Origin of the sequence: Pelosinus sp. UFO1 (assembly GCF_000725345.1) — a bacterium.
GTDB lineage: Bacteria > Bacillota > Negativicutes > DSM-13327 > DSM-13327 > Pelosinus.
The window spans coordinates 2720001-2745120 of record NZ_CP008852.1 but is presented as its reverse complement, the minus strand read 5'-3'; the positions used below and the strand labels follow the sequence as shown (position 1 = coordinate 2745120).

At 41.2% G+C, this 25120-nt stretch carries 14 protein-coding genes and 4 rRNA genes (1 of these 18 running past the window's edge); 14 read left to right on the top strand and 4 right to left on the bottom strand.

Annotation, left to right across the window (positions count from 1 at the left end; all coding sequences use genetic code 11):
• The 13 genes from UFO1_RS13045 to UFO1_RS26125 all read left to right on the top strand — a co-directional run bounded on the left by UFO1_RS13045 (position 1) and on the right by UFO1_RS26125 (position 19192).
• Entirely contained in the window at positions 1 to 942 is a 942-nt protein-coding gene (locus tag UFO1_RS13045; protein WP_038671416.1) for a TIGR01212 family radical SAM protein, read from the top strand.
• A gap of 110 nt (positions 943 to 1052) precedes the next feature.
• On the top strand, positions 1053 to 1193 hold the full coding sequence (locus UFO1_RS25365) for a hypothetical protein (RefSeq protein ID WP_162472645.1): 141 nt from the start codon (positions 1053 to 1055) through the stop codon (positions 1191 to 1193).
• 331 nt (positions 1194 to 1524) lie between these two features.
• Positions 1525 to 3183 (top strand): 16S ribosomal RNA (locus tag UFO1_RS13040).
• Between the two features lie 452 nt (positions 3184 to 3635).
• Positions 3636 to 6567 (top strand): 23S ribosomal RNA (locus UFO1_RS13035).
• Positions 6568 to 6659: 92 nt separating this feature from the next.
• Positions 6660 to 6776, top strand: a 5S ribosomal RNA gene (rrf, locus tag UFO1_RS13030).
• The 16S, 23S and 5S rRNA genes sit together here, the layout of an rRNA operon.
• 928 nt (positions 6777 to 7704) lie before the next feature.
• Positions 7705 to 8331, top strand: coding sequence for a manganese efflux pump (locus tag UFO1_RS13020; RefSeq protein ID WP_038671414.1), 627 nt, complete (start codon positions 7705 to 7707; stop codon positions 8329 to 8331).
• Positions 8332 to 8899: 568 nt separating this feature from the next.
• On the top strand, positions 8900 to 10096 hold the full coding sequence (locus UFO1_RS13015; protein ID WP_236639189.1) for a DUF445 domain-containing protein: 1197 nt from the start codon (positions 8900 to 8902) through the stop codon (positions 10094 to 10096).
• Between the two features lie 16 nt (positions 10097 to 10112).
• On the top strand, positions 10113 to 11411 hold the full coding sequence (locus tag UFO1_RS13010) for a DUF445 domain-containing protein (RefSeq protein WP_038671409.1): 1299 nt from the start codon (positions 10113 to 10115) through the stop codon (positions 11409 to 11411).
• A gap of 149 nt (positions 11412 to 11560) precedes the next feature.
• Complete coding sequence (locus UFO1_RS25360; RefSeq protein ID WP_162472644.1) at positions 11561 to 11701, top strand: hypothetical protein; 141 nt, start codon at positions 11561 to 11563, stop codon at positions 11699 to 11701.
• Between the two features lie 251 nt (positions 11702 to 11952).
• The gene (locus UFO1_RS13005) at positions 11953 to 12873 is read left to right on the top strand and encodes a hypothetical protein (protein ID WP_038671407.1); all 921 of its coding nucleotides are present in this window, start codon (positions 11953 to 11955) and stop codon (positions 12871 to 12873) included.
• Positions 12874 to 12978: 105 nt separating this feature from the next.
• Entirely contained in the window at positions 12979 to 13629 is a 651-nt protein-coding gene (locus UFO1_RS13000) for a hypothetical protein (RefSeq protein WP_051788931.1), read from the top strand.
• A 27-nt stretch (positions 13630 to 13656) separates the two neighbouring features.
• A complete protein-coding gene (locus UFO1_RS12995; RefSeq protein WP_236639188.1) occupies positions 13657 to 13923 on the top strand; it encodes a hypothetical protein in 267 nt (88 codons plus the stop codon).
• 124 nt (positions 13924 to 14047) lie between these two features.
• Positions 14048 to 19192, top strand: coding sequence for a heavy metal translocating P-type ATPase (locus tag UFO1_RS26125; RefSeq protein WP_051788929.1), 5145 nt, complete (start codon positions 14048 to 14050; stop codon positions 19190 to 19192).
• A gap of 85 nt (positions 19193 to 19277) precedes the next feature.
• On the opposite strand, the gene UFO1_RS12985 is transcribed toward UFO1_RS26125, so the two are convergent.
• The 4 genes from UFO1_RS12985 to UFO1_RS12970 form a co-directional block, all read right to left on the bottom strand.
• Positions 19278 to 21515 (bottom strand): cation-translocating P-type ATPase, encoded by a 2238-nt coding sequence (locus UFO1_RS12985; protein WP_038671405.1) that lies wholly within the window; start codon positions 21513 to 21515, stop codon positions 19278 to 19280.
• Positions 21516 to 21663: 148 nt separating this feature from the next.
• Entirely contained in the window at positions 21664 to 22296 is a 633-nt protein-coding gene (locus tag UFO1_RS12980; RefSeq protein ID WP_038671403.1) for a hypothetical protein, read from the bottom strand.
• 443 nt (positions 22297 to 22739) lie between these two features.
• Positions 22740 to 23240 carry a hypothetical protein gene (locus tag UFO1_RS12975; RefSeq protein WP_038671402.1) on the bottom strand — a complete coding sequence of 167 codons (501 nt, stop codon included), beginning with the start codon at positions 23238 to 23240 and terminating at the stop codon, positions 22740 to 22742.
• Positions 23237 to 23449: a hypothetical protein gene (locus UFO1_RS12970; RefSeq protein WP_038671400.1), complete on the bottom strand. Its 213-nt coding sequence runs from the start codon at positions 23447 to 23449 to the stop codon at positions 23237 to 23239. The genes UFO1_RS12975 and UFO1_RS12970 overlap by 4 nt, the downstream gene beginning before the upstream one ends.
• Before the next feature lie 633 nt (positions 23450 to 24082).
• Here UFO1_RS12970 and UFO1_RS12965 point away from each other — a divergent pair.
• Positions 24083 to 25120, top strand: a 16S ribosomal RNA gene (locus tag UFO1_RS12965) (it continues 621 nt past the right edge of the window).

The window sequence follows — 25120 nt, the reverse complement described above, 5'->3', positions numbered from 1 at the left end:
ATGCGTTATAATGTTTATTCAGAGTATCTTCGCCAGCGATATGGTGAGAAAGTTTATAAATTACCTGTTAGTTTACCTGTTACTTGTCCTAACCGTGATGGAAGCTGTGGGGGCGGGGGCTGCGTCTTTTGTGGTGAAATTGGTGCTGGATATGAAAATTTACCTGCTTCTATGACAGTAGAAATGCAAATCGCTGCAAATCGAATTCATATTGCAGCCAAATATAAGGCGAAAAAGTTTATCCCTTATTTTCAGAACTTTAGTAATACTTATTTACCAGTTGAGCAGCTTGAACAATATATTAATGAAGCTTGCCAGGAAGATGTGGTTAGCATTGCCTTAGCAACTCGTCCTGACTGTGTAAATGATAAGTATCTAGAAATGTTGGCTGAAATTAGCCAATCTAAAAAAGTTGATATCAGTATTGAATTAGGGCTGCAGACGGTAAACTATCATTCTTTGAAAAAAGTAAATCGAGGCCATAGCTTGGCAGAATTTCTTGATGCGGTGCTACGGATAAAACGGTACAATCTTGAAGTTTGTTCTCATATCATATTGAATTTGCCTTGGGATGATGAACTTGATGTAATTGAAAGTGCTAAAGTTTTGTCAGCCATGGGGGTAGATCAGGTAAAGTTACATGCACTGTATATTGTTAAAGACACAGTTATGGCTGATTGGTATCAAAAAGGTGAGATATCATTAATTACAAAAGAAGAATATATAGAAAGAGTAGTTACTTTTCTTGAATACCTGCATCCCGAGATTGTCGTCCAACGACTAATCGGTCGTGCGCCAGAGAAAAATACTTTATTTACGAATTGGCAGACTGGTTGGTGGAAAATTCGTGATGAAATTGAGAAGACATTGCTAGATCGTGATACTTGCCAAGGGAAACGCTGTAATTACCTGAATGGTAGTGCCGTACAAAAGTTTCTATAATATTGCTTCCAGCTCTGATTTATTTCTTTACAAGAGTCCATTTCATTGATAGAATAAGTTTTGTGACTTTTAAAATAGAGGTGTAGATTAGAAACATGGAGAAATTAGAATTGTTGTCTCGCATTGAGAAGTTAGCTTCAGTGCTCCACAGTGAGGATCTTGCTAAATATAATTTGGCTCATGAAAGCATAGTAGAAATGCGCCGTGTCTTAGATCAATTGAGTGAAAACTACATTATTAAATATTGTTAAGTCTAATAGGTTGAATGAAGTATATAATTGGCGAAACGTTATTATTGAGGTTTAGTATTTAACTCTAACAGATAATAACCATCGCCAGTTTTTTTTTTTCTCCAAGCAATAAAATAATAAAAACATTTGACAATGTAGAATCGATTATGATATTATATGTAAGTTGCCTGTGAGCGACAATGTGTTCCTTGAAAACTAAACAATGTAAGTAAGGTTAAATAAGCCAGATGTGCGGTACTCGTTTGAGTACAAAACAAAGTTAGTCCACTTAGGTGAGATTAACAAAAAAACTAGTTTTTTAAAGAGCCATCAAGGTTCTTCATAAATAACTTTTATGGAGAGTTTGATCCTGGCTCAGGACGAACGCTGGCGGCGTGCCTAACACATGCAAGTCGAACGGTCTGGTATTCAACACTGAATTTTTAGCAGTGTAGCAAGCGTCAAGCGCGAAAGAAGAGAGCGCTTCACGCATTTACAAAGTGCTAACACAAAAGCGAAAGATTGAGTGTTGAATATCAGATAGTGGCGAACGGGTGAGTAACGCGTAGACAACCTACCTTCTAGATGGGGACAACACTGCGAAAGTGGTGCTAATACCGAATGTTGTATGTGAAACGCCTGTTTCACATACTAAAGGTGGCCTCTATTTATAAGCTACCACTAGAAGATGGGTCTGCGTCTGATTAGCTAGTTGGTGAGGTAATGGCTCACCAAGGCGACGATCAGTAGCCGGTCTGAGAGGATGAACGGCCACACTGGGACTGAGACACGGCCCAGACTCCTACGGGAGGCAGCAGTGGGGAATCTTCCGCAATGGACGAAAGTCTGACGGAGCAACGCCGCGTGAGTGAAGAAGGTTTTCGGATCGTAAAACTCTGTTTTCAGGGACGAATGTGCGATATGTGAATAATGTGTTGTAATGACGGTACCTGACAAGAAAGCCACGGCTAACTACGTGCCAGCAGCCGCGGTAATACGTAGGTGGCAAGCGTTGTCCGGAATTATTGGGCGTAAAGCGCGCGCAGGTGGGATAATAAGTCTGATGTTAAAGTTCGGGGCTCAACCCCGTGAAGCATTTGGATACTGTTATTCTTGAGTGCAGGAGAGGAAAGTGGAATTCCTAGTGTAGCGGTGAAATGCGTAGATATTAGGAGGAACACCAGTGGCGAAGGCGACTTTCTGGACTGTGTCTGACACTGAGGCGCGAAAGCCAGGGTAGTGAACGGGATTAGATACCCCGGTAATCCTGGCCGTAAACGATGGGTACTAGGTGTTGGGGGTATCGACCCCTCCAGTGCCGGAGTTAACGCAATAAGTACCCCGCCTGGGGAGTACGGCCGCAAGGTTGAAACTCAAAGGAATTGACGGGGGCCCGCACAAGCGGTGGAGTATGTGGTTTAATTCGACGCAACGCGAAGAACCTTACCAAGGCTTGACATCGTCTGATGCTCCTAGAGATAGGAAGTTCTCCTTCGGGAGACAGATAGACAGGTGGTGCATGGCTGTCGTCAGCTCGTGTCGTGAGATGTTGGGTTAAGTCCCGCAACGAGCGCAACCCTTATCCTATGTTGCCAGCACGTAAAGGTGGGAACTCATGGGAGACTGCCGTGGATAACACGGAGGAAGGTGGGGATGACGTCAAGTCATCATGCCCCTTATGTCTTGGGCTACACACGTACTACAATGGGCTTTAATAGAGGGTAGCGAAGCCGCGAGGTGAAGCCAAACCCAAAAACAAGCTCTCAGTTCGGATTGCAGGCTGCAACTCGCCTGCATGAAGTCGGAATCGCTAGTAATCGCAGATCAGCATGCTGCGGTGAATACGTTCCCGGGCCTTGTACACACCGCCCGTCACACCACGAAAGTTGAGAGCACCCGAAGCCGGTGAGGTAACCAGCAATGGAACCAGCCGTCGAAGGTGAGATCAGTGATTGGGGTGAAGTCGTAACAAGGTAGCCGTATCGGAAGGTGCGGCTGGATCACCTCCTTTCTATGGAGATTTGAATCATTGAAATACATGGTTCTAATCCAAGGTCGACACATCTGGTTGTTCATCTACTTACATTGCTTAGTTTTGAGGGAATACCAAAACATACCTGTTGAATTCATTCAAGGGGTATGATAATATAGTAGATCCTCCTGCATCACGTAATCAGCAACCGCTGATGAAAGCTGCAGATGTTCTTTGAAAACTGCACAGAAGAAAGCAAAGTAATAATTCTAATAGCAATATTAGGGTGATTACCGAGCATGTTAGGATTTTTTTAATGTGTATTTCGGCGTTAAAACCGAATATACCACCAACTAAAGGTTGGCAAGAAGCTGTCAGATGCGAGGCGGAGCGAGGACAAGAGTGAGTCGTACTTCTGTACGTCGAACGAATGCCCACAGCGACAACGAAGCAGATGACTGTTTATTGACAGCCGACTATTAGTGTGACTAAGTCAAGCTAATAAGGGCATACGGTGGATGCCTTGGCGCCAAGAGCCGATGAAGGACGGGGTAAGCTCCGATAAGCTAGGGGGAATCGCAAGCAGGTTTTGATCCCTAGATTTCCGAATGGGGAAACCCAACAGTGGTAATGCACTGTTACCCATACCTGAGAGTATGAGGAGGGCACCTGGGGAACTGAAACATCTAAGTACCCAGAGGAAAAGTAATCAAGTGAGATTCCCTAAGTAGCGGCGAGCGAACGGGGAAGAGCCCAAACCGAGTCAGTTTACTGATTCGGGGTTGAGGACCGGCATAATTCGAGTCAGGCTTAGTCGAACTACCTGGAAAGGTAGACCATAGGGGGTAACAGTCCCGTAGACGAAAAGCAGAGCAAGATGGCCGAGTTCCAGAGTACCACGAGACACGTGAAACCTTGTGGGAAGCAGGGGGGACCACCCTCCAAGGCAAAATACTCCTTGGCGACCGATAGCGTATAGTACCGTGAGGGAAAGGTGAAAAGCACCCCGGGAGGGGAGTGAAAAAGAACCTGAAACCGTATGTCTACAAGCAGTTGAAGACCCTTATGTGGTCAACAGCGTGCCTATTGAAGAATGAACCGGCGAGTTACAGTAACTAGCGAGGTTAAGCAGAAGATGTGGAGCCGCAGCGAAAGCGAGTCTTAATAGGGCGAATAGTTAGTTGTTGTAGACCCGAAACCGCAGTGATCTATCCATGGCCAGGTTGAAGCGCAGGTAAAATTGCGTGGAGGACCGAACTCGTGAACGTTGAAAAGTTTTGAGATGAGTTGTGGATAGGGGTGAAATGCCAATCGAACGCGGAGATAGCTGGTTCTCCCCGAAATAGCTTTAGGGCTAGCCTCAAGAAATAAGTACAGACGGTAGAGCTCTGATTGGGCTAGGGGCCTTATAGGTTACCGAACTCTGTCAAACTGCGAATGGCTGTACTCGGACCTTGGGAGTCAGACTGCGAGTGATAAGACCCGTAGTCAAGAGGGAAACAGCCCAGACCATCAGCTAAGGTCCCAAATGCCGTACTAAGTGGCAAAGGATGTGGAACTTCAGAAACAACCAGGATGTTGGCTTAGAAGCAGCCACCATTTAAAGAGTGCGTAATAGCTCACTGGTCGAGAGGTTTTGCGCCGAAGATGTCCGGGGCTAAAGTACGGAACCGAAGCTATGGATTTGTACCTTTGGTACAAGTGGTAGGGGAGCGTTCTATACGCTTTGAAGCAGTACCGTAAGGAGCTGTGGAGTATATAGAAGTGAGAATGCCGGTATGAGTAGCGAAAAGACAAGTGAGAATCTTGTCCACCGAAAGCCTAAGGTTTCCTGAGCAACGCTCGTCGTCTCAGGGTAAGTCGGGGCCTAAGCCGAGGCGTAAATGCGTAGGCGATGGACAACTGGCAAACATTCCAGTACCACCCACATCCGTTTGAGTGATGGAGTGACACAGAAGGGTAAGTAATCGCATGAATGGAAGAAATGCGTCTAAGCTTGTAGGGTGTTTAGTAGGCAAATCCGCTAAACGTATAGCCTGAGGAGTGACGGGGAGTTGCTAGCGATAGCGATGAACTTACTGATCCCACACTGTCAAGAAAAGCTTCTAGCGAGGCTGTGGGTGCCCGTACCGCAAACCGACACAGGTAGGCGGGGAGAGAATCCTAAGGTGCGCGGGAAAACCCTCGTTAAGGAACTCGGCAAAATGTCCCCGTAACTTCGGGAGAAGGGGAGCCCTTTTAGGTGATTACCCTTGCGGTATGAGCTAAAGAGGGTCGCAGAAAAGAGGCCCAAGCGACTGTTTACCACAAACACAGGTGCCTGCTAAAGCGAAAGCTGACGTATAGGTGCTGACACCTGCCCGGTGCTGGAAGGTTAAGGGGAGTGCTTAGAAGCAATTCGAAGGTGTGAACTGAAGCCCCAGTAAACGGCGGCCGTAACTATAACGGTCCTAAGGTAGCGAAATTCCTTGTCGGGTAAGTTCCGACCCGCACGAAAGGTGTAACGACTTGGGCACTGTCTCAACGAGGGACCCGGTGAAATTGAAATACCTGTGAAGATGCAGGTTACCCGCGACTGGACAGAAAGACCCCATGGAGCTTTACTGTAGCCTGACATTGAATTTTGGTAAATGATGTACAGGATAGGTGGGAGACTGCGAGATATGTACGCTAGTATGTATGGAGTCATTGTTGGGATACCACCCTTTATTTACTGGAATTCTAACTTTAATAGTAACGACATTAAGGACAGTGTCAGGTGGGCAGTTTGACTGGGGCGGTCGCCTCCGAAAATGTAACGGAGGCGCTCAAAGGTTCCCTCAGCGCGGCCAGAAATCGCGCGAAGAGTGCAAAGGCAGAAGGGAGCTTGACTGCGAGACGTACAGGTCGAGCAGGGACGAAAGTCGGACTTAGTGATCCGGTGGTACCGCGTGGAAGGGCCATCGCTCAACGGATAAAAGCTACCCTGGGGATAACAGGCTAATCTCTCCCAAGAGTCCATATCGACGGGGAGGTTTGGCACCTCGATGTCGGCTCATCACATCCTGGGGCTGTAGTAGGTCCCAAGGGTTGGGCTGTTCGCCCATTAAAGTGGTACGTGAGCTGGGTTCAGAACGTCGTGAGACAGTTCGGTCCCTATCCATCGCGGGCGCAAGAGACTTGAAGGGAACTGCTCCTAGTACGAGAGGACCGGAGTGGACGAACCAATGGTGTACCAGTTATCCCGCCAGGGGTACAGCTGGGTAGCTACGTTCGGAAAGGATAAACGCTGAAAGCATCTAAGCGTGAAACCAGCCTTAAGATGAGGTCTCTCATAGCGTAAGCTAGTAAGTCCCCTTGTAGATGACAAGGTTGATAGGCCAGGTGTGTAAGTCCAGCAATGGATTCAGCTGACTGGTACTAATAGGACGAGGGCTTGACTTAATTTAGTTAGTAGCGTAGCTACTAACGACTAACATGCAGTCTTTCTTCTGTGAAGTTTTGAAGGAACATATGAAAAATATGTACTTCTAAAATCCAGTGGCGATAGCTAAGGGGAGCCACCTGTTCCCATACCGAACACAGTAGTTAAGCCCTTATACGTCGAAAGTACTTGGTTGGAAACGGCCTGGGAGGATAGATAGCTGCTGGTTATATGGAAAAGCACTCACTTTTGTGGGTGTTTTTTATTACAAATAAATATTGTGCGGGGATAATTTTTCTTATTTCGTCGTATCTGAGATTGGTGAGAATGCTTCAGATGCTAGGCGCGACGAGCACACGAACTGAGCAGTACATCAGTACGTGAAGTGAGCGCGCGCAGGAGCAACGACGCAGATGAGGTATTATCGCCAATCTCAGTACCGAACACAGTAGTTAAGCCCATACGCCGAAAGTACTTGGTTGGAAACGGCCTGGGAGGATAGGTAGTTGCTGGTTAAAGAAAAAACGCTCACTTTTTTGTGAGTGTTTTTTTGTTGTCAAATAAATATTATACTGGTATAGCTTTTTCTTATTTCGTCGTGCCTGAGATTGGTGAGAATGCTTTAGATGCTAGGCGCGACGAGCGCACGAACTGAGCAGTACATCAGTACGTGAAGTGAGCGCGCGCAGATGAGGTATTCTCGCCAGTCGAAGTACCGAACACAGTAGTTAAGCCCATACGCCGAAAGTACTTGGTTGGAAACGGCCTGAGAGGATAGATAGCTGCTGGTTAGTAAAAAGCACTCATTATATGAGTGCTTTTTGTTTTATTCAGTTAATAGGTTCAAGTGATTTTTTGCGGGTATAGATTGCACTAGGTTTATATTATTAACACTTTGTCATTAGCATTTAACTTTGCATATAATAAGATGGATTTTCTTTCTGCTTAGTCTGAAAAAAAGTATATGTAGTTTTTATTTTTTCACCGTCACTCCAGATTGTTGAGAATGTCTGGAATTCTATTATATTAAAGAAAACTATGAGATGAACAGGTGTAACATTTGTTGACGGAATAAATTACATGTGATATTCACAATTTTCTTTGTAGATAATACGTAATGGGGTTTGACATGAAAAAATCACAGAGGAGTATTAAACATGGGTTTATTTTATGTACTATTATTGGCAACTGGTGTTAGTATAGATGCTTTGGCAGCAGGTACAGCTTATGGTTTAAAAAACATTCGAGTACCATTACTATCTTTAACCGTTATAGGAACGATTACTGGACTATTTACATTCGGAGCAATGATAAGTGCTCAATTTTTGGAGGAACTTATAAACCCATCTGTGATTACTGGGATCGGAGCACTTCTGCTACTTGCACTCGGATTTTGGAATATTATAATAGAATATTTATCACGTATTACTAATAAGCATAATAGCCAATCTGAGAAAATAACTCCTTCTCTTGGAGAGATGATTATTGAGGTAATGGCTCAACCAGAAATGGCGGATAGTGACAAATCCTGTTCTATTAGTTACATAGAGGCAATATCCCTTGGAATAGCGTTAGGAATGGATAATATGATAGCGACTTTTGCAGCTTGTATGTTAGGAGATTTGCCTGCATATACTCCTTTGATTATGGCAGGTGCTCAAATGATACTTATCGTTCTTGGGATTCAAGTGGCAACTTTTTGCATTCCAGATCATCTGAAAAATGGATTACCCTATATGTCAGGAGTAGTACTAATAATTATTGGGCTGACAAGATTAATTTAAGAGTAATAGATATATAATTAGAACAATTAAAAGATTCCTCCCTCTTATGAGTCTATCTCGCGCAAGGAGCTGCTATTTATCCAGGGAACACTATAGGGATGGAAGAGTAAATGATGCTTAGAGAGTTATACAAAAGGACATGTTAGCGTTTTTCAAAGCTACTAAAAAATGGGGCAGTGGGAAAACTTCACGATAAGTTATCCACTACCCCATTTTTGTAATATCAGAATTTATAAGTTTTTTAGAGTAAAAATGCTGTCTTTTTTCCTTTATTTCTTCTGGTCCCTGCGGTAAATTGTTAAGCATTTTACAGTAGAGGACGCAGAGAAATTTTAAAAAGCCTGGAAAGCGTTTTATCTGAGAATAGAGGGAAAGATAAAAATATAGCGAAAAGTAGAAAAAAGACTATTTCAGGAGATGTGATTGATGGTTTATGATAAAGTCTCTGATAACAAATACCAAGGAGTAGCAATTTTAGGCCATGTGAGTAAAGAGGATCTAGGAGAGGTTAAAGTTAGTTATGGTTGCTAATAACTATAAAGCTACATGTATTTTGGGAGTCGTATCCTTGGGGTTTCTTATTAGCTATCCATTACAACATACTTTTATCGGCGGGCTTTTCACTGGTGGATTTGGGGCGGCAATGATCGGTGGGCTGGCAGACTGGTTTGCTGTATCAGCACTATTTCGTAGACCTTTAGGGATACCCTTTCGCACCGCTATCATTCCCCGTAACCGGGAGCGAATATTCAAAGCACTCGTCGAGATGGTTGAAAATGAAATATTAATGAAAGAAAATATTAAAACACAACTGGAGAATTATAATGTATCGGGTATATTGATTCATTTCATGGTTGAGCATAGAGGTAAAAGTTATCTAAAAAAAATACTGTATCGATTTTTGCAAGATATGCTTGCTCAGATCAAGCCAGAAGAAATAGCAGCTATTATTGACAATGTAGTGCCTTATAATAATAAGGAAAAAGTAAAAATTTCTCCCTATATGATTGATATTTTAGAATGGCTTATTAAAAATGGGTACCATGAAAAAATAATAGATATGATGATAAATGAATTGATAATAGTTGCAAAAAACAAACAGTTGAAACATTTATTAAGTGAAGTTTTTATTGATATTAGAGAAAATTACGAACGGGGTATGAACAGAAGGAAAATCTTTAATCGGTTGATGAACTTGTCACCTAAACAAGTGGCTAGCGAGGCGCAACAGGCACTAGAAGTTATCTTGTCCGAAATGAAAGATACTGATCATTCTATACGGAAACAAATTAACGCCTGGCTGAATGATTTTATTATAAAACTAAAGACCAATGAGAGGTTTCAACAAAGCATCGAGGATTGGGTACAGGAGAAAATTTTACGTAAGCTTAATTTGGGGAATTATGTAGCTCAGGGTATGGTTACTTTATATGGTAAAGAAGCTGTTGATCATAAGCAGATGATTCGATGGTTAGCATTAATAACTGATCAGATCGATAAATTAATTGCGGATTTTGAGACAGATACGGAGAGACGGGCTGAGCTTGATCTGTATATCAAGACGATACTGAGTGGATGGATAGATACTCATCATGGTAAAATTGGCATGATTGTAAAAGATAGCCTAAATGAGTTTACTAATGATCGATTAGTGAATTTTATTGAAAATAAAGTAGGTAATGATTTGCAGATGATCCGTATTAATGGCTCAGTAGTTGGTGGGTTAGTGGGAATGGTCATCTATTTATTGACGTTCTGGTTTTGAATGAGGGTGGGTAAAAATGAATTATAAAAATATGGCGAACAAAATATTGGCATTTGTATTTTGTTTGTTTCTCCTGTCAATATGGCTGAGGTATGTATATAGAGATGTACTGTTTATAGAAATGTTTTATACCGTAATGGAAGCGGCTTTCGTAGGGGGCGTTGCTGATTGGTTTGCTATAACAGCAATTTTTAAAAAACCTTTGGGATTTCCATGGCATACAGAGTTAATCCCTCGTCATCGTGACAGAGTGATACTGTCTATTGGGGATATGATAGAACAAGATTTGCTTAGTATTAAGTCTATTAAACAGCAAGTCGATAAGGTCTGTTTTGTGAAGCTTATGATTGCTTGGATAGATCATAATGGTGGTAGGCAGTTACTGAGAAGTTTATTAGATAAGCACAGTAAGGGTCTGATTATGAATATTGATCCTCACGTTTTGGCAGGATATTTAGAGACTTTTATTAAAACAAGAATCAGAGAAATGAAGATCACCCCTCAGTTTAAAATAGTAACGAAGTGGGGATTAGAGCAAGAGAAAGACAAATATTTGATTATATTCATACTTGATGAATTAACCAATCGAATTCAACGTCCTGATACTAAAAGGACTATTTATCAATATATGGAAGATATAAAACAGGCAAAATCCAAGTCATTGCTAGAAAAAACGGTAATTTGGATTGGAGAGCAGACGAATAGCGTGAATGTTTCTGATGCAACTGATGTGTTGTATCAGGAATTATTGAATATTCTTCAGGAAATGAAAAATCCAGAGCATATACTACATGAGTGGATACATGCAAAGTTAATAGAAATAGTCAATCGGCCAGACAATGAAATTCCTTGGACAGATGAAATGGAGCATTGGAAAGAAGCAGTAGCTGAGCGTATCGAGTTAACTGAGGTGGCAATGTTTCTAACTGAGAATTTTATTGAAAAAATAAGCACATCCACTCATGCTCATTTATTGGAGTTACTATACAGTCAAGCGGAACAGCATTGGGAGCGCTTCAAAAGTGATCCTGAAATGCAGCATTGGTTAGAAATTCGTATTAAGAAAGCAATATTTGAACTGGTGGAAAAGGAACACTATCTCATTGGTACTGTTGTTAAAGAAGTTTTAAGTACTTTTAGCGATGAGGATTTTAATCGATTTATTGAAGACAAAGCTGGTGACGATCTTCAATGGATTCGTATTAATGGCTGCGTTGTAGGCGCAATTGTTGGATTCATCATGTTTATATTTTTGCATTATTTTTATGATCAGAATGTAGTTCCAATAGTGCAGTCGTGGCTTTATGGGAGATAGAGATGGGGAAACGGCTGTTAGTGACGGTAATTATTATAATGGTAGCTATATTAGAAATCGTGGATGTAGTCACAAGACTAATCTATAATAAATTTTGGAACAAATAAAAAGAACCTCTTTGCACAGAATAAATGCAGGAGGTGATGGATTTGCATTGGTTGATTAGACCGGCGATTGGCTGGGGAGCATGGTTATTGTTGCATAGTGTGGCTATTCCGTTTGTCTATGGTCTTGGAAAAAAAGGCTGCAGCATGAAAAAACAGCAACAGTCTAATTATGAGCAGGAGTAATAAATAAGAGATAGTAATGAAAGGGGAGCATTTCGCTCCCCTTTCATTTATTTGTGCGCGCCAACATGGGCGCTAGCTAGTCGGCGCAAGTCCAATACGGATAATCCATTAAGAAGGTTCTTCACATTCATTTCAAATATGAATTTTAACAAGAGTTTAATAATAGCATAACACTAACTATTTCATAATGATCTATAATAATAATGTAAAATGAATTCAAGTGTAATCTGCTAAAGAAAGGATGAGCAACCATGGAAAATATGAGCGCACTTATCAGACAAGAGGATCTTTCGTTTTCATCAAAAACCAAGATGATAACTGTAAAAAGCATTGATTCCATGGCTGTGGATATAGTAGATATACGTAAAATGTATAGAAACAATAAAGAAATGCTGATGGTATCACTAGAACGTAAGCGAGCTAAAAAGGAAGCAGAAGTAGTTACTATAGTAGAAAACTATTTAAATTTAATTACAAAAAGCCTAAAAAATTTGTTTGAGAAAAATAAGATTAATATTGCTTCCTATGCAGCAGAAGTTGTTAATAGAAACAAGAAAGTGGATCATAAAGAAATTTTTCAACAAGTCCTTCCTAGAACAGAACTAGAACAGCTGCAAATGGATATAAAGCATGAAATTCAGCAGGAAATCCATACTTTATTTGGTGTTAAATCCTTAGAGATAGCTGGTATTAAGTCGAATCTAGATGAGCTAGTTCCTCATCAACATAAGAAAGATATTGATATATTACTTTCTGAATATCGTAAGGCAGTATTTGTTGCAGAACACATGACCACAGTTGCCAATAAATTATGGGATCAATGCTTAGACACATTCAAATTACCACCCATGGCTACAAAAGTAGCAAAGAAGTTTGAATTAGGTAGTATTTTTATGAGGACTGTAAACTGTCGGCCAAAAGATCAATTACTATCTTGCCGGCGAGAAATAGAGAAACATTTGACTGGTGTAATGATCAATGTAGAGAATCAAATGAATCAGGATATGAGAAACACTACGGCCAAGGTTTTTTATGAATTATATGACCAGACGATTGCTCGTTGTTTTGAAAAACGATTGGCTTTACTGGTAGCTAAAGACAATAAGAAAGGGGTAGTCATAAGAGAAAAAACACCTTTACATTTGTTAAAGCAAGCTAACGTATCATTATGATATGAAAGCTTGCTTTTTTAGTTGTTCTTTTTGAATTCTTTCCTGATGGATTAGTATAGGATTGGATAATTTTAGAGATAATATTCCAGTATGATGAAAGAATAAATGTTTGAAGGGAAGGATAAAATATTGGTTATAGAAGGACAAACAAGTACTCCTAGGGAGGAGAGAGAAGCTCTTTTAGAAACTAGAGGACAGGGGGTGCGTGGACGGAATCGGCGAAAACAAGCTATGGAAACTATGAATGAAGAGTCAATAATAGCCCTTGATGAGGTTTTTACAGCCAAGCTAGCAGCTGTGCGGGCTTCTGAGCAGCGAATGGCTAATATTTCTGATCCTTATGCTCGCAAAGCCTTGCAGAAAATGATTCAAGAAGAACGTAGTCAATTGATGAATCTTGCTGAATTGATTGAGATGGTCGAGCAAAGTCCAGAGAGTGGGTCATTTACCAGAGCACGGCGGCAAATGTCCCATAGGCTAAAAAGCCAGAGCAATAAGAACTTTGTCTATGGTGTCGGTGTAGCTTTATTGGGTGCTTTATTATTTCCCACGCTTAAGGAGTCATTACATCCTGTTGCTATGAAAGCAATGCAGGGCGTAAAAGATTTATCTGATCAAGCCCAAGGTTTGCTCAGCGGCGTACGGGAAGATATAGAAGATTTGGTTGCAGAAGCTGAGTTTGAAAAATTAAAGAGTTCAATTGATAGTGCGATGACAGGGGAAGAGTTGATTGATCCTACGGATCCTGTCAAATAGTTAGTCAAGATAATGGGAGGGAAACCAGTGTCAAAAGTATTGGAAGTTGAAAGAGCGGATGTAGATAAAATTATACTTCTTAGTGAAAAATTCAGTCACATTGCCACAGAATTAAAAGCAGCTGTCGATCTTAGTATTGTAATAAGGCGGGAATCGCCACAGAGCAAACATGAGACAATATTGTTATGGGAAAAGTTTTTAAGTCAATTATTTGGCTATATCAAACAGCGCAGTAAGGAAACTAAAGATAATCTCTTATCAGGCGTTTCGTTAACACGTTTAAAGTTATTTTAAAAAAATAATAAAAATAATAAAAATAGTAAGGAACAATATCCTTGCTTTTTTTGTTAAGGTAGTACCATGATCAAGCAACATGCTGATCGTAATATCAATACTCTAATCGAGGGAGGCACCAGCATTGTTTCCAGAAGTTATAGCAACGAAGACAGTTAGATTAATACCAGGGCGTTTACGGATTGCAGTTGAACATTTGCGTAAAAATCCAGCTTTTGCTGAGTATCTAGTGGACAGATTGCAGACTGTAATTGGAGTAAAATCAGCTGCAACGAGCCCCCTGACTGGGCGAGCACTTATTTATTTTAATCAAAGTCAATTAACCTTTCCTCAAATTAAGCAGGAAATTGACCAAGCATATCAGTCATTTCAGCAAGTACAATTACCAGGGAAAAACCTCGATTTTTTTCAAGAAAAAAAAACTGTTACTTTGCAAGAAGTAACTCAAAAGTCGAATTATATAGAAGCTATTTCGCCTAGGGTACAAGTATTTAATACTGTTGTGACAGGAGGTATTTTGGCTGGGATAGCTATAAAAAGGCTTATCCGAGGACGTTCTACACTATCTTCGTCGCAACAGATATTCAATTTGGCGGCAATAACAACGATTGTTTCAGGGTATCCCATTTTACGGCGGGGTATAGCACATTTGGTTGAGACTAAAAAAATCAATCATGACTTGCTGATTTCTATAGCTACTTTGATTTTACTTGCTATGCGTGAAAGTATTACTGGCTTGTCCATATTGTGGCTGATACAGCTGAGTGGGCTATTTAATTATATTATGCAGGTACGGGCCCGCAAGTCTATTGAACGAATGCTAGTTGGTAAAGAGCTAACAGCTAGAAGAATATATCATGGACAACAGGAATTAGTAGCAGTAACAAAAGTGGCTGTGGGCGATATTGTTGTCGTGCATCGTGGTGAAAGGGTACCGGTGGATGGTGAAGTAGTAGGCGGCAGGGCTACAGTCAATCAAACAGCTATTTGTGCTGACTATCTTCCAAGTAGCAAAGGTGTTGGTGATAGCATTTTTGCAGGAACAATGATTGAAGCAGGGGCACTTAAGGTTAAGGCAATAAAGGTCGGCAAAGATACGAGCATGGCTCATACTGTAGCTATGGTGGAAAAAGCAGCTGTTGAGCGTGGCGGAGTCCAATCGGGAGAAATATATTCCATCAAGTTAGTACCGTGGGCTATAGGTATTGCGGGAATGATCTTGCTACTGACGCGAGATTTCCAGCGAAGCTTAGCTGTGTTACTGGCTGGATGCCCAATGGCTATTGCTTTATCATCTAATACCTCACTAGGAATGTCTGTAGCTCAAGCGGCAAATCAGGGAATACTTGTCAAAGATGCACGGGCTTTGGAAATAGCGGAACAAGCTGATGTTGTATTATTTGATAAGACAGGAACACTTACCGGTGCGCGGCCTCAGGTAGGAGAAATAATTGTTTTTGATAGAAGTTTTAGTCAAGAACAAATTTTGATATTGGCGGCGGCAGCCGAGAAGTCTACTAGTCATCCGTTGGCGCGCATGCTGGTAGCTGAGGCAAATTCTAGACATCTTTCATTACCTACTGCTGTGAGTGAGATGATAGTTGGTCATGGAGTGAGGGCTATAGTTAGTGATCATGATGTATGTGTAGGTAATGAACGATTGATGTCACAAGAAAAAATTGATATTAGTTCAGGTAAGATAAAGGTACTACGCATGCAACATTTGGGTCATAGCCCAATCTATGTGGCTGTTAATCAGAAATTAGCTGGATTAATTAGTATTCGAGATGTTCTGAGGCCTGAGAGCAAAAGGGCAATAGAGGATTTGCGGGTCGCTGGTATTAAAGAAATTGGGATCATTACTGGTGATAATGCGTATAACCTAGAAACGGTGTCGGCAGAACTGGGAGTAGCGCATAATTGGAGTGCTATGTTACCTGAGGATAAGGTTAAAGTAGTTGCTAATCTGAGAAGGCAAGGACGTAATGTTATTATGGTAGGCGATGGTACTAATGATTCGCCAGCTATGGCGGCTGCTAATATCGGGGTTGCTATGACATGCGCCACCAAAGAAGCTATTGAGTCAGCGGATATGATAGTCACTGGTGATGATCCTCGTAAGATAGCAAGTATTGTAACAATCAGTAAAAAGACTATGCAAGTTATGAGGCAGAATTTAGCATTTTCGGTAGGAATGAATGCCATTGGGATAGGTTTGGCCGCCATGAGACTAATCTCTCCAGTAACGGCGGTCTTAATGCAAAACATCAGTACGGTAGGAGTGTTATTAAATTCATCACGATTATTGAAGAGTAAAGGAAGCTCTACAGCAAAGCAGCAGATCAGGCAACCGAAAGAATCGGTAAATGATCTTGACTTACAACGGTTTTCACAACAAACGCCAGATAATATTGCTTTTTTAAGAAGTAGAACAGAGCCTCAACTGGGTGAAATAGTAGCAGCCACACAATTGGATTGTCAGGGAGGATCATGGAATAGTGTATCTTTAGATAATGTTTGTTGCCAGTTAGACACGTCTCTGCATTTTGGACTCAGTGAGCAGGAAGCGAAAATTCGTCAACATACATATGGTCTGAATGTATTGACTGAAGGCAAAAAATCTTCTTTCTGGCAGCTATTTCGCAACCAATTTAAAGATTTTATGGTAAAAGTGCTAATGGGTGCAGCAGGATTATCATTTGTCTTAGGCAAAGTTAAAAACTCGATGCTCACGGTTGGTATCATTATCGGTAATGCTCTGTTAGGTGCTACCCAGGAAATAAAGGCAGAAGAGTCTTTAGGGACGTTACAAAAATTAGGGGCACCGATGGCTAACGTGATTCGTGGTGGGCGGGCAGTAAAAATTAAAGCTGACCAATTAGTACCAGGGGATTTAATTGTTTTGGAAGCTGGTGATAGAGTTCCAGCTGATGCTCGAATTGTAACATCTGTACATTTTGAGGTAGAAGAAGCGTCACTTACCGGTGAAACCATTCCAAGCAAGAAGAATCACTTGTCGATTGGAACCGATCATACAGTACTAGGTGATCGCAAAAATATGGTATTTATGGGTACGAGTGTAACAAGAGGACGAGGGACAGCCATCGTAGTTGGAACGGGTATGGCTACAGAGATGGGGAAGATCGCCATGCTCATTCAGCAGCAAAAGGCAGATCCAACGCCATTGCAATGCAAACTTGAAGAATTGGCAACAATGCTGGCATATGGTTGCTTAACGATATCTGGTTTAGTATTTTTGATAGGAGTTCTGCGTGGTCAAAACTTGCTATATATGCTGCAAGTAGCAGCCAGCTTAGCTGTAGCAGCCATTCCAGAAGGTTTAACCGCAATTGTGGTGATTGCTTTGGCAATGGGAGTGCAGCGGATGACAAAACGTAATATTATTGTTCGCAAGATGGGTTCGATTGAAACATTGGGGTGTGCCAATGTTATCTGCTCAGACAAGACAGGGACACTGACTAAAAATGAAATGACTGTACGTAAAATGTACGCAGGCGGTAAATTATACCGCGTCAGTGGCGACGGATATGTGCCGCAAGGTAAGTTTTATTATCAGAATATTGCTTGTGAACCAAATGCTGAAACAGCATTGATGCAAACCTTACTGGTTGGTACTCTATGTAATAATGCAAAGCTAAGTTATGGTAAAAGATCACAGCATGATCAAGTCATATCTCTTGATCAACATCGGAGCAGCAGGGGAATTCAAGGGGACCCTACCGAGGGTGCTCTGTTGGTGGCCGCTGGTAAGGCTGGCTTATGGTGGGATAAATTAGCAGCTTCATATAAACGCATTAAAGAGAATCCCTTTGAGTCAGAAAGACGAATGATGTCAGTTCTTTGTACCAATCAGGATGGGTCGAGCAAACAGTTGTATTGTAAGGGAGCACCTGATAGTATCTTAGAAGTGTGCACCCATTATTTACATGAGGGGCAAATTTTACCTCTAAGTTCAGATGTGAAACAAAAAATTTCTCATGCTAACGAGCAAATGGCTAATGAGGCGTTACGAGTTTTAGCCACAGCCTATCGGGACTTATCTAGCCATGAAGATACTGACAATGATAGTGATGAAGCAGACTTGGAACAGAATATGATTTTCTGTGGACTCATTGGTATGATTGATCCTCCTAGGCCAGAGGTGCCTGCGGCTATTGCAAAATGTAAAAAGGCAGGTGTGAAAGTCGTAATGATCACAGGAGATCATCCGAGCACAGCTAAGGCCATTGCAAAAGATTTAGGTTTGTTGGATCATGGCGGCATGGTAGTGCTTGGGCAGGAACTTGATCAAATGTCAGACAAACAACTAGCGGAAATTGTGAGCAAAGTAAGCGTTTATGCTAGAACAGCACCCCAACATAAATTACGTATCATTAAGGCGTTAAAAGAAAAAGGTTATGTCGTAGCGATGACAGGTGATGGTGTAAATGATGCACCAGCAGTTAAGGCCGCTGATATTGGTATTGCTATGGGTATTATGGGAACTGATGTAACCAAGGAAGCTTCAAGTATGATTTTATCTGATGATAATTTTGCTACGATAGTCCTAGCTATTGAAGAGGGCAGATCTATATATGCCAATATTAGGAAAGCGATTCGTTATTTGCTAGCGACCAATATTGGTGAAGTGGTCTTAATGGTTTTAGCAATCATGGTAGGGTTGCCTTTGCCATTATTACCTGTCCAATTGTTATGGATTAATTTAATTGGCGATGGTCTACCAGCGATTGCTTTAGTAAATGATCCTCCAGCTAAAGATACTATGCAGCATAAACCCAGGAGTGCTAAGGATAGTGTTTTTTCGGGCCGCTTAGGTCCAAAGGTATTGACCAGAGGGTTAATTATGGGATCAATTAGTTTAGCGTTGTACGCATGGAAACTGATGACCACTGGTAATTTTGTAGCTGCTAGTACATTAGTAATGGCTCAAGTGGCTATCAGTCAGTTTTTCCATATTTTTGACTGCCGAATTGAAAAACAGGTAGGGAAAGTAAATTTATTTAGTAATTGGCCATTGGTAGGAGCTGTAGGACTATCGATGGTATTGCTGGTAGGGGTTATTCATATCCCTGGCTTGCAGCCAACGTTTGGTACTATGTCCTTATCCATTGCTGATTGGTTATTAGCTTTTGGAGTTTCAGGGCTGACCTCTGTAATTGATGCAGGTGTAGAAAGAATAGGGGACAGGTTAGCGAAAGACGAAAAAGTACTTGCACCTTGTCGTCCTGCTCCCATGCCTGTAGTATAAGAAAGACTTGTAAAAGCGAGGTAACTGAAAACTCCTGCAAGGTTTAACCTTGCAGGAGTTTTTCGTGATAGACGTGATAGGTTTGCTAAAATTTTTGTGTTAAAGATTCTTCTTGATAGGAAAGTTCATATCTCTTATTACTGGTTTGAGAGAGTTCATTCTCTATGGTAAGATGATGGGGAGCATAGGTGAGAAGCCGTGTAGAATTCAGTACAACTGCCAGAGTACTTGCATTGTGCAAAACTGCGGCTAAAAACGGTGAAATTAATTTAGCAGAACCAAGCCCTAGTCCGATGATATTGGCCCCGATGGCAAAAACAAAATTTTGCCTGATGATTACTAATGATTTTTTACCAAGGCGAATAATTTCTACAATTTTTTCCGGATTATCTTCTCGTAGAACAATACCAGCTGTTTCAATCGCTGCATCTGCTCCACCTACCCCCATAGCAATGCCTACGTTGGCAAGGGCTAATGATGGGGAGTCATTGATTCCATCACCAACCATACCCACTACATGTCCCTGCTCTTGCAAAGATTTTATTAGATTAAACTTGTCCTGAGGGAGCATATTAGGCCAGATTTTCTCCAGTTTTAAGCGACTAGCAATTTCTGTTACTCCTGTATCCGTATCACCAGAGACAATCCCAATATCTGGTATTCCTTCTTCTCGAATGCTACGGATGGCGCTTTCTGCATTTGGACGAAGACAATCTGTTATGACAATGACTCCTATAAGAGTAGTTCCTCTTGCTATGTATACTAAGGTTGCACTTTCTGCAATGTCTTTAGTTTCAAAGGGAAAATGCAAAGGAGTTTTAATGCCCATCTGATTTAAGTATAAGGAATTACCAACGTAAACAACGACTCCCTCAATAGTAGCCTTCACACCACGACCGATGGTCATCTCACTATCAGGAACGCAGGGCAAAACGATTCCCTGGTTTTCTGCGGCTTCTTTAATGGCATTAGCTAGTGGATGATTGGCATTTGCCTCTGCTGCAGCGGCTAAAGTTAAGATGGAATTTGAGTCATACCCGTTATGAAGGGAAATCACTTTGGTAACAGCCGATTTTCCTTCTGTGAGCGTACCCGTCTTATCAAAGAGTAAAAAATCTATTTTACCGGCCTCTTCAAGATAACGACCGCCTTTAACGAGAATTCCCCGACTTGCCGCATTGCCAATTGCCGCACTCAGAGCGGTGGGGGTTGCGAGTCCGGCCGCACAAGGGCAAGCTACAATTAGAATTGTCATTGTTCGCCTTATATCGCCTGTTAGTAAAAATACTACAAATGCTAAGATAAAGGAAGCTGGGATGAGGCGAGCCGAATATGTATCAGCCATTTTTTGTATAGGAGCTTTAGAATGGGTTGCTTGTTCAACAAGATGTATCACACGGGCAACAGATGTTTTATCACCCACGCGCTCCGCTTTGATATATAAAGTACCCTGTTCAATTGTCGAGCCAGCCAATACCATATCGCCAATTTGTTTATGCACAGGCACTGGTTCCCCGGTTAATGCTGCTTGATTGACCACTGCCTCTCCATTTACTATGATCCCATCCACCGGGATTTTGCTGCCAAGTTTTACGGATACGGTGTCATTTTCCTTTAGCTGAGATATAGGAACTAATATTTCCTGTCCATTTATAACAAGCCATGCATCTTTTTGATTGCCTTCTAACATGCTTCGAATAGTACGACGTGATTTATCTAAAGTCAGTGTTTCAATTAAGGTGCTTAGGTTAACTAACCATACAACAACTAAACCTGTAGTTCCTTCTCTTAGTAATACAGATAGAATAATTGCCGTTCCAATTAAAATTTCATTATTTAAGACTCGACGTAAAAAGAGGTTTTCTACACCACTGCGCAATATTGGAAAAGCTGTGATCAATGTAATCAAACTGGTCTGGCGCGCTAGATTTAGGGAGAGAGGTGCTGGACGAAACAGGTAGCGAAATAGATGATAGAGTAGTGCTAGACCACCAATAGCAACCAAAGCTATCTGCGTAGGAATGGACACATCTTCTAATTCAAAAGGCTTTGTCTTTTCCCTCTTGCAAACCTTAGGTTTTGAAGTGTTATAGGATTGATTTTGCAATAAGGGCCATAGAACTTCTTCGGATATCATGTCCCTATTATATTTGATCAAGATTTTACCGGACTTAGGATTAGCTTTACATTCTTCAATCCCTTTTTGCTCTCTAAGAAGCATTTCTATTTGAGCAGCAAGGTTGGGATTATATTTTATTCTAGGATGATAAACACGAATACGCCCAGGTATTTGGTGAACAATTTGTGGAGATGTTGTGGCCAAACAGCTTTTCCTCCTTCTAGGTATCTATCAATAATTAAGGTGCTTTATGGTTCCTAAACGCAAAAAAATAAATCCCATATACTGGGATTTTAACGTGTCTAGCGAGATAAATGCCCACTAGAAAATATTATATGCATATGACTTATTATTATACGGCTGCCTCTGTTATTGATAGATACGCATTCTGTTTGAGAATTAAAAGTTGCTCACAAGTCTGCTGAGTTAACAACCTTTCCCAATCATAGAGAAAATTAAGGATGCATCCCTTAATACGCTCAGAAAGATCCAGCAAGGCAATTTTCATCTGATGCTTTTTTGAGCAACCTAAAGCTTCTAAAGTTAAAGTTGCTACATCGATTTGAAAAGGTAATTTACGTTTAGTAATCGATTTTAAAGAATAATTCCAAGCTTTATTTCCTAGAAACTCAACACAATGAGCAGCTCGTAATGTAGAGCGGTATTCTTCAACGGTAGCCTGCAACGATCGCAAGGAAAGAGTAGGAAAAGGACCCTTAAAGATTAAAGGATTTTCATGTGAAAATCCATGGACCTTTATTTTAAAATTCAGCTGGTCAAGCAGACGATTTAGATTCTTTCCTTTTTGCAGTTCGAATAACGCTAAAGGCCACTCTAGAGAATTTTTGCAAAGTAGATTATCAGCTAATCTATGGATTTCATCTGAAGAAATTCGAGAACGTATGTAATCGAACTCCCAGCGTATATCTCTTGTACAATCTAATAGTAATACTTCAATTGGTTTTACAGATACTGAAGTAGGCATGAATTCGCCTCCCGTTGATATCGATTATCATTACCACTACTATTGATTATACTACAGAAAAATATACTGGGTCAATATAATCTATCTGATAAAATCTTGGGAAAATATGTATAACATAGAGAAGATAAGATACTATTCTTATCTTGCAATAGTACATAAAATTTGAAAAGTAGGTTTATAATATCCAATATAAAAAAACGGCTATATAGTGATTTTTGAAATATGAGATAAAGTCAAGGACAGCTCGTGCAAGATCGAGGTCTACCATTGTTGTTTACGAAGAGAAAGGCTTCAGTCAATATGAGACCACTGAAAAAGGGAGTAAATTTCTTAAGAAATTTACTCCCTTTTTCAGTGGCTCGTGTAATCTAAGATTTCTGCCTGCGCTTGAGGAACTTGGCTCAAGCCAAGTCTTTTCTTATGATAATATTAAATTTCTGTGGTTAGTGTTTTGGGGATTCTAAATCATCAGATTCGATACTATGATGACTTGCAGTTTCTTGAATTTCTGTTTCTGAAGGATCAGAAGATACCTTGCTATTTTTAGCTTCGTCTACAATATCTTTGACTTGTTGTGAGGCATCTTTGTAGAGGGACTTGGCTTTATCGGAGACACTTAATACCCCCATAGTTGCTGCTACAGCTAAGCGACGTGGTCCAGTCTTTAAATCTGCCACACTTTCTGTAAAATCTGAACAAGATGGGCAACAGGTATCAGGATTTTTAGCTTCACTTATTATATCTTCCATGCTTTCACGAGAGGCTGAAGTAACTTTTTTTGCTTCATCAGTTATTGATAATACTCCACGGGTCGCTGCAACTGCTAATGAACGTAATCCTTGACGGATTGGCGGTATAGTCAGTGCTAATGCTGTTCCTCCTAAGATGATGCCGACAGGAGAACTTCTTCTTAATAAGTGTGACCCAAAACGTAAGATGTTCATGAATGGACCTCCTGAGAATGTAAAGCTTGATCTTTGATATTTCTAGCTTCATCAGTTACAGAATATATAGTTCTTGCAGTTAGCACTGCTGCACAACGGAATCCTTTGCGAATTAAAGGAAAGCCGAGTAATAATGCTGTTCCACCCATTAAGAGTCCTACAGGAGAAGTATTTTGTAGCATTCTTGTGCCATAACGTAAAAAATTCATATAACAACCTCCTTTATTGATTATTTTTTCCGTTAGCTCAGATTATTATGTATATGGAGGTCTTTTATTAATTGACAAATTATAATGTTATCCTTAACTGTCTTTGTTGAAAACGTTAATTATGTAATTAACAATTTCAGTTATGGCTAAAGGTAGAATCGATCATTGTGGTGAGAAAAACAAATCATAGGTACGTGAAGCGAAGGTATATTATTTTTTCTTAAATAGTTCTTGACATAATATGCGCATCAGTGTTATTCTAAATGAGCTGTCAGCGAGACTGACAATAAGTACTAAAAGAAAATTGTTGACATGCTGTAACAAACGTGTTAACATAAAGATCCGCCTTAAATAGCGGCAATGAAGATCATTCAGAAACGAATATAGCGAGAGACCGAAGAGCTAGCACCGGAAACGTACAATAGTACGTTGAGGATGATAGAGATGAGGTAACAAAGCTAGGTGAAGTTTATCAATGATCGTGTGTTCCTTGAAAACTAAACAATGTAAGTAAGGTTAAAATAAGCCAGATGTGCGGTACTCGTTTGAGTACAAAACAAAGTTAGTCCACTTAGGTGAGATTAACAAAAAGCTAGTTTTTTAAAGAGCCATCAAGGTTCTTCATAAATAACCTTTATGGAGAGTTTGATCCTGGCTCAGGACGAACGCTGGCGGCGTGCCTAACACATGCAAGTCGAACGGTCTGGTATTCAACACTGAATTTTTAGCAGTGTAGCAAGCGTCAAGCGCGAAAGAAGAGAGCGCTTCACGCATTTACAAAGTGCCAACACAAAAGCGAAAGATTGAGTGTTGAATATCAGATAGTGGCGAACGGGTGAGTAACGCGTAGACAACCTACCTTCTAGATGGGGACAACACTGCGAAAGTGGTGCTAATACCGAATGTTGTATGTGAAACGCCTGTTTCACATACTAAAGGTGGCCTCTATTTATAAGCTACCACTAGAAGATGGGTCTGCGTCTGATTAGCTAGTTGGTGAGGTAATGGCTCACCAAGGCGACGATCAGTAGCCGGTCTGAGAGGATGAACGGCCACACTGGGACTGAGACACGGCCCAGACTCCTACGGGAGGCAGCAGTGGGGAATCTTCCGCAATGGACGAAAGTCTGACGGAGCAACGCCGCGTGAGTGAAGAAGGTTTTCGGATCGTAAAACTCTGTTTTCAGGGACGAATGTGCGATATGTGAATAATGTGTTGTAATGACGGTACCTGACAAGAAAGCCACGGCTAACTACGTGCCAGCAGCCGCGGTAATACGTAGGTGGCAAGCGTTGTCCGGAATTATTGGGCGTAAAGCGCGCGCAGGTGGGATAATAAGTCTGATGTTAAAGTTCGGGGCTCAACCCCGTGAAGCATTTGGATACTGTTATTCTTGAGTGCAGGAGAGGAAAGTGGAATTCCTAGTGTAGCGGTGAAATGCGTAGATATTAGGAGGAACACCAGTGGCGAAGGCGACTTTCTGGACTGTGTCTGACACTGAGGCGCGAAAGCCAGGGTAGTGAACGGGATTAGATACCCCGGTAATCCTGGCCGTAAACGATGGGTACTAGGTGTTGGGGGTATCGACCCCTCCAGTGCCGGAGTTAACGCAATAAGTACCCCGCCTGGGGAGTACGGCCGCAAGGTTGAAACTCAAAGGAATTGACGGG

What these genes read in the sequence shown, in the direction of transcription:
- UFO1_RS13005 (WP_038671407.1), top strand. Translation starts at nt 11,953, where the DNA reads ATGGAAAATATGAGCGCACTTATCAGACAAGAGGATCTTTCGTTTTCA.
- UFO1_RS13020 (WP_038671414.1), top strand. Translation starts at nt 7,705, where the DNA reads ATGGGTTTATTTTATGTACTATTATTGGCAACTGGTGTTAGTATAGAT.
- UFO1_RS13000 (WP_051788931.1), top strand. Translation starts at nt 12,979, where the DNA reads ATGTTTGAAGGGAAGGATAAAATATTGGTTATAGAAGGACAAACAAGT.
- UFO1_RS13010 (WP_038671409.1), top strand. Translation starts at nt 10,113, where the DNA reads ATGAATTATAAAAATATGGCGAACAAAATATTGGCATTTGTATTTTGT.
- UFO1_RS12970 (WP_038671400.1), bottom strand. Translation starts at nt 23,449, where the DNA reads ATGAATTTTTTACGTTATGGCACAAGAATGCTACAAAATACTTCTCCT.
- UFO1_RS13045 (WP_038671416.1), top strand. Translation starts at nt 1, where the DNA reads ATGCGTTATAATGTTTATTCAGAGTATCTTCGCCAGCGATATGGTGAG.
- UFO1_RS12975 (WP_038671402.1), bottom strand. Translation starts at nt 23,240, where the DNA reads ATGAACATCTTACGTTTTGGGTCACACTTATTAAGAAGAAGTTCTCCT.
- UFO1_RS12980 (WP_038671403.1), bottom strand. Translation starts at nt 22,296, where the DNA reads ATGCCTACTTCAGTATCTGTAAAACCAATTGAAGTATTACTATTAGAT.